We start from the raw sequence: 15,052 nt of genomic DNA on the forward strand, positions 1-15,052 counted from the left end.
ATTGTTCACCAGTTTGTGGCCTGATGGGAACCAGTTTGGCTCATGGCCGCCAGCAGCTCCAGCCCCTGCGGGGTGATGCAGGTGCCCGCCCGGCCCTTCTGGATGCTCACAAGCCCCAGCTGCTCCAGCTGGGCAGCCATGGTGCGGATGTTCTGCTGGCTGAGGGCAAGGCCCGCCGCAGCGGCCCGGGCCTCCAGCGCCTGCCGCCCCAGCGACCGGCTGGCGGCCAGCTGCTCCAGCAAAAACAGGTAGCTTTCCAGCCGGTCGCCGGCCAGGCGGCGCAGCTGGGCGGCCTGGGCGGGCTCGGCCGCGGGGGTCTGGGGTTCGGCGGCCAGCAGGGTCACCGGCAGATCCTCCGGTTCAATGAGGGGCTTTTCCAGATAAGCCAGATATTCCACGCAGTTGCGCAGCTCCCGCACGTTGCCCTCCCACCGATGGCGCAGCAGCCGCTGGGCCGCCGCGGGCGAAAGCTCGAACCGGGCGCCGATGCCCTCCTGAATGCGCCGCAGAAGCAGCAGCACGTCGCCGCCCCGCTGGCGCAGCGGGGGCAGCTGCAGCGGCAGCACGCTCAGCCGGTAGAACAGATCCCGCCGGAAGCGCCCGCTGTGCACCTCGGCGCTCAGATCCACGTTGGAGGCCGCGATGATGCGCACGTCCACATAGATCACGTCCACGCCGCCCAGCCGCACGATCTCCTTTTCCTGCAGCACCCGCAGCAGCTTCACCTGCAGCATGGGGCTCATGGCCTCGATCTCGTCCAGAAACAGAGTGCCGCTGCGGGCGGCCTCGAAGAAGCCGATGTGGCCGCCCTTTTTTGCCCCGGTGAAGGCGCCCTCCTCGTAGCCGAACAGCTGGCTTTCCAGCAGCGCGTCCGGAATGGCGGCGCAGTTGATGGCCACAAAGGGCTCCTTGGCCCGGGGGCTGGCCGCGTGGATGGCATGGGCGAACAGCTCCTTGCCGGTGCCGCTCTCGCCGCTGATCAGGATGGAGGCATTGCTGGCGGCCATCCGGCGGGCCAGCTGGCGGGCGGCCACCATGCAGGGGCTGTCACCGATGATGCTGTCGAAGGTGTATTTGGTCACATGGCCCTTGCCCAGCAGCTGGCGGCGAATCTTCTGCTGGCGGCGCTCCTCGTCCCGGAAGCGCTGGAGCACACAGAAGGTGGTGGGGCTGCCGCCGCCCCGGTAGAAGGAGTGGATGCTCACCGACACCGGGTTTCCGTGGATCTCCACCAGCCGGCTGTGGATGGCCTTCTGGGCCGAAAGGCTTTCGGCAAAGGGCAGAAAGGGCAGCGCCTGCTGCACCCGCCGCTCCAGCAGCTGCTGGGCGGGCAGGCCCAGAATGTCCTCGGCCTTGGGGCTGCAGGCGAAGATCATGCCCTCGCCGTCCACGCCGATGAGCCCGGCGTCCAGCGCCTGCTCGAACAGCTCGAACAGGCTTTCCATCTGCACCGAACGCTGGAGCATCTGCTCAATGCCGTAGGACTGCTCGGCCAGTGAGGCCAGATATTCCTTGAAGGCGGGGCCGTCCAGCGCGTTTTCGCATTTCAGCTGATGGGCCAGCTCCAGAAAGGTGCTGCCACTGAGCAGCCGGGGCCCCAGGTCGATCACCTCGGACGCCCAGTCCGGCACGAAGCGCCGCTCGCCGGTGGTGATGGCCAGCGGCACATGGGGCGGCTCCGGCGCACCGGGGTAGCAGGGGATGAACTGAATGTTGGTCACGCCCAGCTGGTTCAGGGTGGCAATGGTCTCGGTGGCCATGGACTGGTTCAGGTTCACCAGCAGCGCCCGGGTGTTGCGGGGAATGGCCAGCAGCCGCTCCAGCCCCTCCCGGGTCACCCGCACCTCGCTGAGCACCACCGGCCCGCCGGTGGGCAGCAGCTGGCCGATGTCCCGGTCGGCAAAGGCGCAGGTGGATACCAGATACACGTCGGCCGGTTCGATCACCGGATCCGGCTGCAGCTGGGTGCTGTAACACCGGGGATTGACCTGGTCGCCGAAGAAGTCCCGCACCTGGCTGGCATACAGCTGGGCGGAGGCGGCGTCCCAGGTGATAATGGCAAGTTGTTTGACCATAAAAGCACCTCATTTCAACCTGTTTAACCTGTTTTTCTGAGCTCATTATGGCATGGTGCGGGGGCAGGTGTCAAGAAAACCGGCCCCGCAGCCGGACGTGACCGGGGCGGGCGGCGCTGGCACGGAATTTGCTGCAAAAAAAGCAGAACCAATTCACCGGAAAGGGGCGTTTGATCGAATGTTTGAGATGAACCGTTTTTATGAGCAGGCAACCGCCATGGCCGATACCCTGCGGGCCGACCGTCGGGCGCTGCACGGCATGCCGGAGCTGGGGATGGAGCTGCCCCGCACCACCGCCTATGTGGAGCAGCGGCTGCGGCAGATGGGGCTGGAGCCCACCCGGCTGGGCGGCGGGCTCACCGTATGCGTCGGCCCCCAGAAGGGGCCGGTGTTCCTGCTGCGGGGCGATATGGACGCGCTGAAGATGCAGGAGGCCAGCGGTCTGGACTTTGCCGCAAAGGGCGAGTGCGCCCACACCTGCGGCCACGACCTGCACACCGCCATGCTGCTGGGCGCGGCGGCTCTTTTAAAGGAACGGGAGGGCGACCTGCCCGGCCGGGTGAAGCTGATGTTCCAGCCCTCGGAGGAGAACCTGAAGGGCGCGGCGGCCATGGTGGAAGCGGGCGTGCTGAAAAATCCGCCGGTGGATGCGGCCATGGCGCTGCATGTGTTCCCCGGCCCCATGCATGTGGGCACCCTTGCCTGGCGGCAGGGCCCGGCGCTGGCCTCGTCGGACAGCTTTTCCATTCTGGTGCGGGGCAAGGCGGGCCACGGGGCCATTCCCCAGAACGCGGTGGATCCGCTGACCATCGCGGCGCACATCCTGCTGGCGTTGCAGGAGGTGAACGCCCGGGAGGTGGATCCGCAGGATCCGCTGGTGCTCACGGTGTGCACCATCCACGGGGGCGAGCTGCACAATTCCATTCCGGAAACGGTGGAGATGAAGGGCAGCATCCGGGCCTTCTCCAACCACAACCGGGCCCACGCCCGCAAGCGGCTGGTGGAGATCTGCGAAGGCACCGCGGCGCTGTTCCGGGGCAGCTGTGAGGTGGAGTTCCTGGCCGGGGTGGCCTCGCTGCACAACCAGCCCGAGCTGGCGGCCGAGCTGGCGGGCTATGCGGGCCGGATCGCCAAAAAGATGGAGGAGCTGCCCCGCCAGATGGGCAGCGAGGACTTTGCCGAGGTGAGCCAGCAGGTGCCGTCGGTGTTCATGGGCATCGGCGCAGGCGGCCCGGAGGAGATTTACAACCGGGCAGGCAGTCACCACCCGGCGGTGGTCTTTAACGAGGAGGTGCTGCCGCTGGGCGCGGCGGTGCTGGCGGGCTGCGCCGCCAACTGGCTGGCCGCCCACGCAGAATAACCGGCGCTCAATCCAACAGACAAGGGCCCCCGGCCCTCTTGCGAAAACCGGGACGGTGGAGTATAATCGGCAACAGCGCCGGGTGAAAACACCCGGCGCAAGCTTTGTGCAAAAAGGAGGCAGGGCTTCCATGTGTCTGCTGCATGTGAGCGCCGGAACTGAATATCAGGATCTGGTGCGCTACCCGGAGATCAACATCCGGGAAAATTCCATGACCTTCATCACCGGCCCCAGCGGCTGCGGCAAAAGCACGCTGCTGCGGATGCTGAACGCCACCGTTCTGCCCACGGCCGGGCGCATTGAATACAAGGGCAGCCCTCTGGGCGGGCTGCCGGTGCTGGACTACCGCAAACAGGTGCTGCTGGCGCCCCAGCAGGTGTATCTGTGCGAGGGCAATGTGGCCGACCAGTTCGCCTTTTTCTACGGCGCCCGGGGCGAGGAGTGCGTGAGCCGGGCCGAGATGGTGAACGCGCTGGAAATCTGCCGCATGCCCCTTTCCCCCGAGGACAGCTGCGCCAATCTTTCCGGCGGCGAGCGCCAGCGGGTGTTTTTGTCCATTTATCTTTCCGCCCGGCCCAAGGTGCTGCTGCTGGACGAGCCCACCGCCGCGCTGGATGAGCTGACCGCCCGGGAATTTCTGGGCAACCTGAAGGCGGCCTGCCGCCAGCGGGGCACCACGGTGGTGTGCGTGTGCCACAGCCGTTCGCTGGTGGATGAATTTGCCGACGAGGAAATTCGATTGGAGGCGAGAGCATGAACAGCGGCGGCATCGTACAGCTGCAACTCTGGCAGTTTTCTCTGATTTATCTGTTGCTGATCATCGTGATCGCCATCATGAAAAAGAGCGGGGTGGAAAAGACCCGCCTGCTGGTGGTGGCCAGCGTGAAGATGACGGTGCAGCTGGTGATTGCGGGTCTGGTGCTGTCCTACATCTTCCAGAACCCGAACCCGGTGTTCGTGGTGGTGTATCTGGCGGTGATGATCGGCTTTGCGGTGCACCGGGTGCTCAGCGGCAACCCGGGGCTGAACCGGCGGTTCCAGATCATCATCGCGGCCTCCATCGCTTTGAGCGGCGTGTTCGTGCTGGCCTATTTCGTCTGCGCGGTGGTGGGCGAAAACATCTTCAACCCCCAGTACACCATTCCGCTGGCGGGCATGCTCATCGGCAACACCATGACCGGCATCTCGCTGGGCATCAAGACCTTCCGGGAGAGCCTGCAGGGCCAGAAGGCCCGGGTGGAGGCGCTGCTGGGCTTCGGCGCGTCGCCCCACGCGATTTTGCAGCCGCTGGCAAAGCAGGCGCTGGAAACCGCCCTGCTGCCCACCCTCAATTCCATGGTGGGCATGGGCATCGTGTCGCTGCCCGGCATGATGACCGGCCAGATTCTTTCCGGCACCATGCCCACCACGGCCATTCTGTACCAGATTGCGGTGATGATCGCCATCTGCACCGTGGTCACCGTGGCCAGCTTTGGCTCGCTGTTTCTGGGCATGCACACCCTGTATGACCAGAAACATCAAATATTGTGACAATTTTATACAAACAGTAAAAAGCCTGAGCGGCGTTCCAAACCGCTCAGGCTTTTTTGTTTGCTGTTGCAGCGGGGTTATTCCACCCAGATGCTGCCGGAAATATCGGTGGCGCCCTCGTTCACCAGCTGCAGGTCCACCGTTCCGGCGGTGCAGTTTTCCAGCGGGATGGCCACCGGCCGGGTTTCGGCCCGGGAAAGGTCGATGCTCTCCACCAGCTGGCCGTCCTGGCTGATGTTCAGCAGCAGGGGGCCGCCGGTGCAGTCCGCGTCGGCCATCAGGGTGCGGGCGTCCGGGTCATCCAGCGTGAAGGTGGAGTCCAGATGGTAGCCGTTGCTGGATTTGTTCAGGTTGAAATTCCATACGCCCTCGTTGTGGTTTTCAGCGCTCATCAGTGCCCAGCCACTGTTTACGGTGAAGGATGCGCCACGGATGGGCAGAGAGGTGGAGTTCGTCGTCTGGGAGCCGCCGCCGGCGTTCATGGCAAAGGCAAAGAGGGCCACGAACATGAACACCACACTCAGGATGGACACCGCCCCGGTGGCGATGGCTCCCTTCAACAGGCCGTTCATTTTGCGGCGGGGCAGCGGCTGGCCGTACTGTTCGTTGGCCGCGCCGCAGTGCTCGCAGTATTGGGCGGTGTGGGGAATGGGCTGCTGGCAGCTCTGGCAGGGCAGCAGGGTCTGCTTGCGGCCAAAGGCCAGATAAAGGATCAGCGCAATGATGGGGCTGGCAAAAATGCAGATCAGCACCCACAGCACCGGATCCTGACCGTGGAGCCGGGAATCCTTGTACAGCCAGATGGCCATCAGCACCACAAAGGCAAGGCTGGATGCCATGCAGAGGAAAATCATCAGAAAAAATACAATGGGAAGAGCGGTTGCGGTCATTTAAAACCCCTCCTTTTTGCGGGTTCGTTTGGGCAGATAGATGGTGGTGGCGGCGCGCAGATCCGCCATGCGCAGGCTGATGAAGGTGAGCGCCACACCGCCCACCGCCAGCCAGGCAAGGGCGAAGGAGGCCAGATGCGCCCACAGCGGCATGATGGGCAGCGCGAAGATCACCGCGGGCACCCCGCACACGATGAAGTTGGCCACCATGGGCAGCCACCACAGCGATACCGCCCGGGCATCGGGCTCGGCGTCCAGCTGCTCCTGCCGCTGCCACAGTTTGGCTTTCAGGGCGGCATCCAGCTCCGGCGCGGGGCCGGGGGTGGGGACGTGCATCTGGGCCTGCAGGGCCTTGTCCAGATCAAAATGTTCCATAGCCTTGGGCCTCCATTTCCTTTTTCAGCAGTTGCCGGGCCTTGTGCAGCCGGCTTTTGATGGTGCCCACCGGGGCCTTTTCCATGCGGGCGATCTCCTCCAGATTCCAGTCGAAGCCGTAGGCCAGCGTGATGGGAATCCGAAGTTTCGGGGGCAGCCGGTCCACCGCCGCCAGCAGGGCCGCGCTTTGGGCACGCTCCTGTGCGGTTCGGGCCGGGTCGTCCGGGGCGGGCGGCTCGGGGGCGTTGTCTGCGTCCAGCTCCACCGGCCTTGCAATGGCCAACCGCCGCCCGGCCTTGCGCTGTTCGTTTTTGAAAATGCCGCCCGCCAGGCTGAACAGCAGCGCCCGGGGGTTGTTCTGTTCGTCCAGTGTGAGGGTCAGCTCCAGGCATTTCAAAAAGGTCTGCTGATACAGATCTTCCGCCTGCTGGGCCCCGCCGGTGAGCCGGCGGCAGTAGCGGTAGATTTCCGGCCCGAAGCGGTCCACCAGGCGGGCTACCTCCTCCGCGTGCATCGCGTCCTCTCCTCTCTTTGAAAAAATGCCATGGCGCCGGGGGCTTTGTTCCTCCCCCTGCATTCGGTGATCGTCGCAAGGCGGGCGGCGGTTCACGGTTTTTTGAAAATTTCCCGCAAAAAAGCGCGTTCCTCTTTTGCAAGGGGAACGCGCCGGGGGTATTTTACAGGTCAGCCCCGCAGGAAGTTTGCCATGGCGGGGTAGAGCTTGTCGCTGTGCACCACATAGCTGCTGTGGGTCTCGCCGGGCAGAATCAGCAGCTTCGCCCCCGGAATGGACCGGGCGATGCGCCGGGTCTGGCCCTCGTCGATCAGGTCCTTTTCGCCCGCCAGCACCAGCGTGGGGGCGGTGATGCCGGTGAGCTGCCAGCCCGCCAGATGGGGCTGGGTGAGCATCAGCTCCAGTTTGGGGTCCGGGGAAATGCGATTCTGCACCCGCATCAGGGTGCGCCAGGGCTGTTTGATGCCTGTGGGGGTCATGTTGGCCCCGGCCACCACCAGCCTGCCGGGCAGGTCGGGCCAGCGCAGCGCCACCAGCAGCGCCACCACGCCGCCGTCCGAAAAGCCCACCAGCGCGGGCTTTTCCAGCCCCTGCTGCCGGATGAAGGCGGCCACGTCCCCGGCCATCTCCCGGTAGGTGAGGGTGGGCACCGGGTCGCTTTTGCCGTGGGCGCGGCTGTCCAGTGCGTAGACGGTGTAGGACCGGGCCAGATCCTTGATGGCCACATCAAAGATGGTGTGATCCTCGCCGTTGCCGTGCAGCAGAATCACCGGGCGGCCGCTGCCCTCCTTATGATAAAAAAGCTTTAAGCCGTTCACGATGGCATACATGGGGCATCGCTCCTTTGCATTAAAATTCCGTAGTCGTTGCCCTTGGGCAGCACCGCACAATTCCAGGTGGTGGAGCGCGCCGGAAAATTTTTTGCGGAATGAACCAAAAAGCGCAGCCAATCCTTGGTGGATTGGCGAGCATTTTTGGAAAATCCCACGGAAAATTTTGGCGCGATACGCCGCCTGAGCCGTGAGGCGTGAATTGTGCGGGGTTGCCTTTATTATACCACCGGCGGGGGTGGGAAAAAGCAATAAATTGTGAATGAACCCGGCGATAAGCTTCACAGCTCCTCTTTCAGCTCGGTCATGTTCACCCAGTACCGCTTGGGGCAAAGGCTCCGGCGCAAAGCCGGGTTCTCCCGGGCGGCGATGGCGATGGTCTTGTAAAACCGCTTCCACAGCTCCTGATAAGCTGCCTCCTCCCGGGAAATTTCCGGAAAGGGAGGTGCCTCGTCCAGCTGGGCGTAGCTTGCCCTGCCCTTCTGCCAGAGCAGGGCCGCGCCGTGGGTGGCGTCGTAAAGGATGAAATCCTCGCTTGGCAGCCGCTGGCAGAAGTGCAGCCGCAGCAGGGGCAGCACATAGTGCTTGGGGGTGATGGTACTGCCCAGAAAATCGCCGTAGTCCTGAAAGCGCACAAAGCCGGTGAGTAGGTGGGCTTCGCCGCACACCGCTTTTTCCAGCGCCAGCACCGGGGCCACGTCCTTGTGGCCGGCCATGAACATCACGCCCGGGCCCACCCGGTAGCCCAGCCGCAGAAACCGCAGAATCAGCAGTTCCTTCTCCTCGCTGCCGGAAAGAAAGGCGTGCGCCACGCAGCTGCGTGCCCCCTTGCCCAGCTTTTTGGGCAGGCTGGCGTTTACCCGGCGGGCCTTGGCCGGGTCGGTCTCGATGAGCTTTTCCGGGAAGAGGGTGGCCATGGGGCTGGAATGGGGCAGGATGGCAAAGGGAATCTCGTGGGCATACACGCTCTCGAACACGCAGCAGAGAAAGCCCTCAAAGCTGCCGTCGTACCGGTAGACTACATCCGCTTCTCGATCCATGAAACCGCCTCCTCCTTTGCCGCCTCGATTCCCGGCCTGCCCGCGCTGAGCATGGGGGCAAACTCCGGGGCGAACAGGCTTAATTGCTGGGCCCCGGCGGCGAACACGCCGGAATCCACCAGCGCCGCCGCAATGCTCCGGCGGCCAAAGCCCGCCGCGCCGGAAAAGCCCCTGCAGCAGATGAAATACTGGGCCCGCTTGAGTACCACGCCGATGCGTCGCAGCTCCTCCAGCCCCAGCGCCCCCTGACGGCGGGCCCGCACGATGTGCCCGGCGCTTTTGGGGCCGATGCCCGGCACCCGCAGCAGCATGGCCTGCTCGGCCCGGTTCACATCCACCGGGAACTGATCCAGATGCTGGATGGCCCAGTTGCATTTGGGGTCCAGAAAGGGGTCGAAGTTGGGGCTGGCATCGTCCAGAATTTCGTCCGCCGAAAAATGGTAAAACCGCAGCAGCCAGTCCGCCTGATAGAGCCGGTGCTCCCGCAACAGGGGCGGGGGCGTGTTCAGGGCGGGCAGGCGGCTGTCCTGCGCCACCGGGATATAGGCCGAGTAGAACACCCGCTTGAGCTGGTATTTGTGATAAAGGCCCTCGGTGAGCTTCAGGATCTGCCGGTCGGTTTCCGGGGTGGCGCCCACGATCATCTGGGTGCTCTGGCCGGCGGGGGCGAATTTGGGCGCGGAGCGGTAGACCGTCAGCTCCTGCCGGTTTTCGTCCCGCACCCGGGCGATCTGGCGCATGGGGGCCAGGATGGCGGCCTTTTTCTTGTCCGGCGCAAGGCGGCCCAGGCTGGCAGCGCTGGGCAGCTCGATGTTCACGCTCAGCCGGTCCGCCAGAAGGCCCAGCCGGTGGATCAGCGCCGGGTCAGCCCCGGGGATGGCCTTGGCGTGGATGTAGCCCCGGAAGTGGTATTCACTGCGCAGCAGCTCCAGCGCCTTGATCATCAGCTCGGTGGTGTGGTCGGGGCTGATGAGCACCGCGCTGGAGAGAAACAGCCCCTCGATGTAGTTGCGCCGGTAAAACTGAATGGTCAGCTCCGCCAGCTCCCGGGGGGTGAAGGCGGCCCGGGGCAGGTCGTTGGAGCGGCGGTTCACGCAGTAGGCGCAGTCGTAGGCGCACACGTTGGTGAGCAGCACTTTCAAAAGGCTCACGCAGCGGCCGTCCGCCGAGAAGGTGTGGCAGCAGCCGGGAGCCACCGCGCTGCCGATGCTGCCGGCCGCGCCGCCCCGGTCCACGCCACTGGAGGTGCAGGCCACGTCGTATTTGGCGCTGTCTGCCAGAATGGTGAGCTTTTCCATCAGGTCCATGCCCGGACCCTCCTTTCTGTGGGGGATTTTTGAGGGATTCGGAGTGTTCACAAAAGCGAAGAAAGAAGCAAAAAAGGGCAAAAAAGGCGCAAAAAAGAAAGCCCCATGCTGCGCACGGCAAAACCAACGGTTTGATGGGGCTTTTTCAAAAATAAGGGCAGAGTTATTTTCGGTCGATTTTGGAGCGAATCCAGCCCGCCAGAATCACCAGCTCAAAGGCAAGGAAGGAACCGGTGGCCACGGTGAGGGCCCCCTCTGGGGAGAGACCATTCAAAAAATCGTGGAACAGGGCCGCCCATACAAAATACAGCAAAACAGCGCCCAGACCGGCCAGAAGAGGGAAGAGCAGCTTCATGGTGTGTTTGCCTCCTCGCGGTACGGTTTATTTTAAGTACTTTTCCAGATAGTTCGCGCTGGTGGGGCCGCTGGTGGATTTCAGCACAAAGCGTTCGCCTTCCAGCACCAGCTCGGCGGCGGCGCAGTTGCCAAGGCCTACGCTCCAGTAGTCCTTCATATCAAGGCCCAGCTCGGCGGTGAACAGGGCGTGCAGCGCCGCGCCGTGGCTCACCGCCAGCACGGTCTGGCCCCGGTGGGCCTGCTTCACATAAGCGGTAAAATCGCTCACCCGCGCCATCAACGCGGGCAGGCTCTCGCCGCCCGGGGCGGGCACAAAGCGGGCCGGGTCCGCGAAGAAGGGGGCAAAATCGTCGCCCAGGGTGCGGGGGGCCTTGCCCTCCCAGTCACCGAAGGCGATTTCTTTAATACGCTCGTCGTTGCGCACCCTGTCGGCGGGCCAGCCGCTCACCAGAATGGCGGTCTCCACCGCGCGGCTTAAGGGGCTGGAATACACCGCGTCAAACTGCACGCCGGAAAGCCGCTGGCGGGCTTCCTCGGCCTGCTGGCGGCCGGTGTCGTTCAACGGGATGTCCGTCTGGCCCTGCAGACGGCCCGCCAGATTCCAGTCGGTCTGGCCGTGGCGCACAAGAAAAAGCCGGGTAGGCTGCATGAAAACTTCCACTTCCTTCTCTATATAGTATAAGGGGGATGGGGGAAAAGGGGCGGCAAAGGGCAAATTTACCACTTGGCCCGGGTCTCCACCACCTTGCCCGCGATGAACAACTGGTTCAGCTCCTCGCCGCGGATCACCTTTTCCTCATAGGCCGGGTTGAAGGGCTGCAGAATCACCGCGTTGCCCCGCTGAATGTATTTTTTCAGTGTGCCTTCTCCCTCGCCGAACACCATCACGCCCAGATCGCCGTTTTCCAGCGTGGGCTGGCGGTGCACCAGCGCCAGGTCACCGTCCTGAATGCGGGGCTCCATGCTGTCGCCCTTGACCACCAGATAAAAATAGCTCTCCGGGTCCTTTACGCAGGCGTATTCCACCCCATAGTCCTCCTCGAAGGCCAGCGAGCCATAGCCCGCCCGCACGGTGCCGATCACCGGGATGGGGCTTTCGCCATAAGGCAGGGAAGGGGCCGCGGGTTCGGCGGGCTGCTCGCTGATGCCCAGCAGATAATCCGCAGAGGTCTCCAGCAGCTCGGCCAGCCGGGCCAGGGTGGCGGGGTCCGGCGAGGAACGGCCGGTCTCCCATTTGCCCACCGCCTGCTGGGTCACGCCCAGATGTTCGGAAAGGCTTTTCTGGCTCAGGCCCATCTCCTTGCGCAGCTGCTTCAAGCGTTGTGGGAACATGTGTGAACACTCCTTTCTTGCTGGTTCCATTATACAACCAAAAATTGTTCTTGTAAATAAAATACGCGAAAAAGTTGTGAAAATGCCATTGACAACAACTGGCGGTTGTTGTAGAATGAAGGCACAACAACCGAACAGGCCGCAAAACGCGGGCCGGTGGTGCAAAGGAGCGGTTTGAGATGAAACGAATGATCTGTGATTCCATGCTGGTGCTGGGCGCTCTGGCCTTCGTAGTGACCCTGGGCGCGGCGGTGGAGGGCACCATGCCCCTTGCGGCCGCGCTGGGCCTGCTGGCGGCGCTGGCCGGGGCGATGCGGCTTATTGCCCGGCTGGAGCAGCCCCATGCAGTCTGCCGGGTGCGCCGGGGCCGGGGCCGTTACCGCCGCCCTGCCGCCCGCCGCCCGCAAAAAGCAGAGGCGCTGCGGGCTGCCTGAGAAAAAGCGCCCGGTATGCTCCGCGCCCCCCTTGCGGGGCATGCCGGGTGCTTTTTTAAAAAACGTTCGATTTTTTTAAAAAAGATGGTTGACAAACCCCGGTTGCTGTGATAACATAGATAACGCACTAGCGATGGCGTGTGTGATGGCCACTCTTGGAGAGGTGTCCGAGTGGTTTAAGGAGCCGGTCTTGAAAACCGGTGACCCGCAAGGGCCGTGGGTTCGAATCCCACCCTCTCCGCCATTTTATAATTTCATATTTTGTTATGGACTTTGCTCTGGAGAAGTACTCAAGAGGTCGAAGAGGCGCCCCTGCTAAGGGCGTAGGTCGGGAAACCGGCGCGAGGGTTCAAATCCCTCCTTCTCCGCCAGAACAGCCGCTCGGATTTTTTCGAGCGGCTGTTGTTTTTTGCAAAAGAATCAATCAAGCGTTGGGATTTGAACCCGAAGCGCCGGGAACCGGCGGGGGTGCGGGGTTCGACCGCCGCCAGTGGCGGAAACAGGGAGAAGCCCGCACCGCAGCGGTCGGAACGCGGCAAGGCGGCAAAGCCGCCGCAGGTCGGGTTCCGGGCACCGCAAGGGGGCCTGCGAAGCAGGTTCAAATCCCTCCTTCTCCGCCAGAACAGCCGCTCGGATTTTTCGAGCGGCTGTTGTTTTTTGCAAAAGAATCGATCAAGCGGGGGATTTGAACCCGAAGCGCCGGGAACCGGCGGGGGTTTTGAAAGTGAAGAGTGAAGAGTGAACAGTGAAGAGGGAAGGTGTGCCGCAAAGCGGCACGGATTTTGAAAAAACGGGGTGCGGAAGTCGACCTCTTTTCCACACACCGGCCGTTTTTCTGTGGAAAATCCGCCGCCCGCGAGGCCGTTTCTTTCTGTTTTTTCGGGCATATTCCGGGGATTATTCCGCCGCCGAATCAGCTGCTTTGCGGCAAAACGCGGCCCTGCGCCTGCAAAATAACCAGTAGATTTGCGCCATTTGTGCCAAAATAACAGCAGTTCGTGAAAAATAAGGCCATTTTGCGCAATTTAGTGTACTTTACTGCAAAGAGTAGTGTATAATGAACACCAGGATTCTTTCAACCTTATTATTATAGATAAACAATCGCAGGGCGCCGCACGCCGGTGCGGCCGTGTGGTGGGCGCGGGCGCTCTGCAGGGGAAAGCGAGAGGTATTATTAACAATGGATCAGACCAACACCAAGCGTAAAATTATGGTGATCGGCCACCGCAACCCGGATACGGATTCCATCTGCTCGGCCATTGCCTATTCCAACCTGAAGAACAAGACCGTGGGCCCCTGGCACGAAGCCTGCCGCGCAGGCGAAATCAACCAGGAGACCGCCTTCGTGCTCAAGCGCTTTGGCGCAAAGACCCCCCGCCGCTGCCTGAACGTGAGCGCGCAGGTGCAGGACATCGACATCCGCCCCGTGCCCGGCATTCTGGGCAACACCACCATGCGCCGCGCATGGGAAACCATGCGCGACACCCAGGCCAACAGCCAGCCCGTGGTGGACGAAAAGGGCATGCTGCAGGGCCTGATCACCCTGGGCGATCTTGCTGTTGCCAACATGGACAGCCTGGATACCCACGCTCTGAGCAACGCCCGCACCCCCATCAAGAACGTGGTGGAGGTTCTGGGCGGCACCGTGCTGGCCGGCGATGACTCCGGCTACTTCGAGAGCGGCAAGATCGTAATCGGCGCCTCCAGCCCGGACGTGCTGGAGAACACCATGGAAGCCGGCGACATCGTGCTGGTGGCCAACCGCTACGAGACCCAGCTGTGCGCCATCGAGATGGGCGCCGCCTGTGTGGTGGTGTGCATGGAGTCCGCCGTGGCCAAGACCATCATCAAGCTGGCCAACGAGCGCGGCTGCCTGCTCATCAGCAGCCCCTACGACACCTACGCCGTTTCCTGCCTGATCAAGCAGAGCGTGCCCGTGAGCACCCACATGACCCCCCGCGACAAGCTGCGCACCTTCCTGCCCAGCACCCCCGTGGACGAGGTCAAGAAGGTGATGAGTAAGGTGCGCGACACCTACTTCCCGGTGCATACCCCCGCGGGCAAGTACCTGGGCCTGATCAGCCGCCGGAACCTGTTGAATCTGCAGCGCAAGCAGCTGATTCTGGTGGATCACAACGAAAAGACCCAGTGCGTGGACGGCTGGGAAGAGGCCGACATTCTGGAGGTGGTGGACCACCACCGCCTGGGCAGCCTGGAAACCAGCCAGCCCGTATTCTTCCGCAACCAGCCGGTGGGCTGCACCTGCACCATTGTCTACCAGATGTATCAGGAGCAGGGCGTGGAGATCGAGCCCCACATTGCCGGCCTGATGCTCAGCGCCATCCTGTCCGACACGCTGTGCTTCCGTTCTCCCACCTGCACCCCCGTGGATGAGGCTGCCGCCCGTGCGCTGGCCAAGATCGCCGGGGTCGAGCCCGAAGAGCTGGCCAACGAGATCTTCGAGGCCGGCGAGAATCTGGAGGGCCGCGCCGCCGAGGATGTGTTCTTCCAGGACTTCAAGATCTTCACCCATGGCGACATCCGCTTCGGCGTGGGTCAGGGCAGCTACATGAGCGAAAAGAACCGCCAGCGTGCGGCCGAGCTGCTGCGCCCCTACCTGCCCGAGGCCCTCAAGCGCGAGGGTGTGCAGATGATCTTCTTCATGCTCACCAGCGTGAAGGATCAGTCCAGCAAGGTGCTGTTCTGCGGCGAGGGCGCCGATCAGCTGATCGGCACCGCCTTCCGCTGCGAGCGCGAAGCGGACGGCAGCGTGGTGCTGCCCGGCGTGGTCAGCCGTAAGAAGCAGATGATCCCCGCCATGCTGGAAACTCTGGCCCAGATGTAACCGCAGCGGGCAGCTGACCTGCTGACTGCCGAAAATTCCAATCATTGCCGCCGGTTTGCAGCCGGCGGCTTTTTTGATGCAATACCGCGGAATTCCCGGTGGCGGCGCACGCCGGGAAATTTTGGAAAAAGAGCACGGAAAATTCCGGCATGCTGCACCCCCG

Annotated in this window: 15 protein-coding genes and 2 tRNA genes; 7 read left to right on the forward strand and 10 right to left on the reverse strand. The window is 63.1% G+C overall.

Going from position 1 to position 15,052, the window contains the following annotated elements:
* Positions 1–5 precede the first annotated feature (5 nt).
* Complete coding sequence (locus tag ACESYO_RS01675) at positions 6–2,075, reverse strand: sigma-54 interaction domain-containing protein (RefSeq protein WP_373209282.1); 2,070 nt, start codon at positions 2,073–2,075, stop codon at positions 6–8.
* A 178-nt stretch (positions 2,076–2,253) separates the two neighbouring features.
* Here ACESYO_RS01675 and ACESYO_RS01680 point away from each other — a divergent pair, with 178 nt between their 5' ends.
* From ACESYO_RS01680 to ACESYO_RS01690, 3 genes are all read left to right on the forward strand, one after another.
* Positions 2,254–3,435, forward strand: a complete 1,182-nt coding sequence (locus ACESYO_RS01680) for a M20 metallopeptidase family protein (protein ID WP_373209283.1) — start codon at positions 2,254–2,256, stop codon at positions 3,433–3,435.
* 130 nt (positions 3,436–3,565) lie between these two features.
* Positions 3,566–4,192, forward strand: a complete 627-nt coding sequence (locus tag ACESYO_RS01685; protein WP_058964186.1) for an ABC transporter ATP-binding protein — start codon at positions 3,566–3,568, stop codon at positions 4,190–4,192.
* A complete protein-coding gene (locus tag ACESYO_RS01690) occupies positions 4,189–4,965 on the forward strand; it encodes an ABC transporter permease (RefSeq protein ID WP_058964187.1) in 777 nt (258 codons plus the stop codon). Before ACESYO_RS01685 ends, ACESYO_RS01690 begins: the two co-directional genes overlap by 4 nt.
* 77 nt (positions 4,966–5,042) lie before the next feature.
* Here the strand turns inward: ACESYO_RS01690 and ACESYO_RS01695 are convergent, their stop codons facing one another.
* The 9 genes from ACESYO_RS01695 to ACESYO_RS01735 form a co-directional block, all read right to left on the reverse strand.
* Positions 5,043–5,855 (reverse strand): zinc ribbon domain-containing protein, encoded by an 813-nt coding sequence (locus ACESYO_RS01695; RefSeq protein ID WP_058964188.1) that lies wholly within the window; start codon positions 5,853–5,855, stop codon positions 5,043–5,045.
* Positions 5,856–6,230 carry a hypothetical protein gene (locus tag ACESYO_RS01700; RefSeq protein WP_058964189.1) on the reverse strand — a complete coding sequence of 125 codons (375 nt, stop codon included), beginning with the start codon at positions 6,228–6,230 and terminating at the stop codon, positions 5,856–5,858.
* Positions 6,217–6,744, reverse strand: coding sequence for an RNA polymerase sigma factor (locus tag ACESYO_RS01705; protein ID WP_058964190.1), 528 nt, complete (start codon positions 6,742–6,744; stop codon positions 6,217–6,219). The genes ACESYO_RS01700 and ACESYO_RS01705 overlap by 14 nt, the downstream gene beginning before the upstream one ends.
* Positions 6,745–6,914: 170 nt before the next feature.
* Positions 6,915–7,574 (reverse strand): alpha/beta fold hydrolase, encoded by a 660-nt coding sequence (locus tag ACESYO_RS01710; protein ID WP_058964191.1) that lies wholly within the window; start codon positions 7,572–7,574, stop codon positions 6,915–6,917.
* Positions 7,575–7,855: 281 nt separating this feature from the next.
* Positions 7,856–8,614: a TIGR03915 family putative DNA repair protein gene (locus ACESYO_RS01715; protein ID WP_058964192.1), complete on the reverse strand. Its 759-nt coding sequence runs from the start codon at positions 8,612–8,614 to the stop codon at positions 7,856–7,858.
* Positions 8,593–9,921, reverse strand: coding sequence for a putative DNA modification/repair radical SAM protein (locus ACESYO_RS01720; RefSeq protein WP_058964193.1), 1,329 nt, complete (start codon positions 9,919–9,921; stop codon positions 8,593–8,595). Before ACESYO_RS01720 ends, ACESYO_RS01715 begins: the two co-directional genes overlap by 22 nt.
* A 163-nt stretch (positions 9,922–10,084) precedes the next feature.
* Entirely contained in the window at positions 10,085–10,276 is a 192-nt protein-coding gene (locus ACESYO_RS01725; protein ID WP_058964194.1) for a hypothetical protein, read from the reverse strand.
* Between the two features lie 27 nt (positions 10,277–10,303).
* Entirely contained in the window at positions 10,304–10,939 is a 636-nt protein-coding gene (locus ACESYO_RS01730; protein ID WP_373211180.1) for a histidine phosphatase family protein, read from the reverse strand.
* 56 nt (positions 10,940–10,995) lie between these two features.
* Positions 10,996–11,610: a LexA family protein gene (locus tag ACESYO_RS01735; protein ID WP_058964196.1), complete on the reverse strand. Its 615-nt coding sequence runs from the start codon at positions 11,608–11,610 to the stop codon at positions 10,996–10,998.
* Positions 11,611–11,789: 179 nt separating this feature from the next.
* On the opposite strand from ACESYO_RS01735, the gene ACESYO_RS01740 reads away from it, so the two are divergent.
* From ACESYO_RS01740 to ACESYO_RS01755, 4 genes are all read left to right on the forward strand, one after another.
* Positions 11,790–12,044, forward strand: a complete 255-nt coding sequence (locus ACESYO_RS01740) for a hypothetical protein (RefSeq protein ID WP_058964197.1) — start codon at positions 11,790–11,792, stop codon at positions 12,042–12,044.
* 157 nt (positions 12,045–12,201) lie between these two features.
* Positions 12,202–12,288: transfer RNA gene (locus ACESYO_RS01745), tRNA-Ser, on the forward strand.
* Positions 12,289–12,324: 36 nt separating this feature from the next.
* Positions 12,325–12,415, forward strand: a tRNA-Ser gene (locus ACESYO_RS01750).
* 809 nt (positions 12,416–13,224) lie between these two features.
* Positions 13,225–14,889 carry a putative manganese-dependent inorganic diphosphatase gene (locus ACESYO_RS01755; protein WP_058964199.1) on the forward strand — a complete coding sequence of 555 codons (1,665 nt, stop codon included), beginning with the start codon at positions 13,225–13,227 and terminating at the stop codon, positions 14,887–14,889.
* Positions 14,890–15,052 lie beyond the last annotated feature (163 nt).

Origin of the sequence: Allofournierella massiliensis (assembly GCF_964241245.1) — a bacterium.
GTDB lineage: Bacteria > Bacillota > Clostridia > Oscillospirales > Ruminococcaceae > Allofournierella > Allofournierella massiliensis.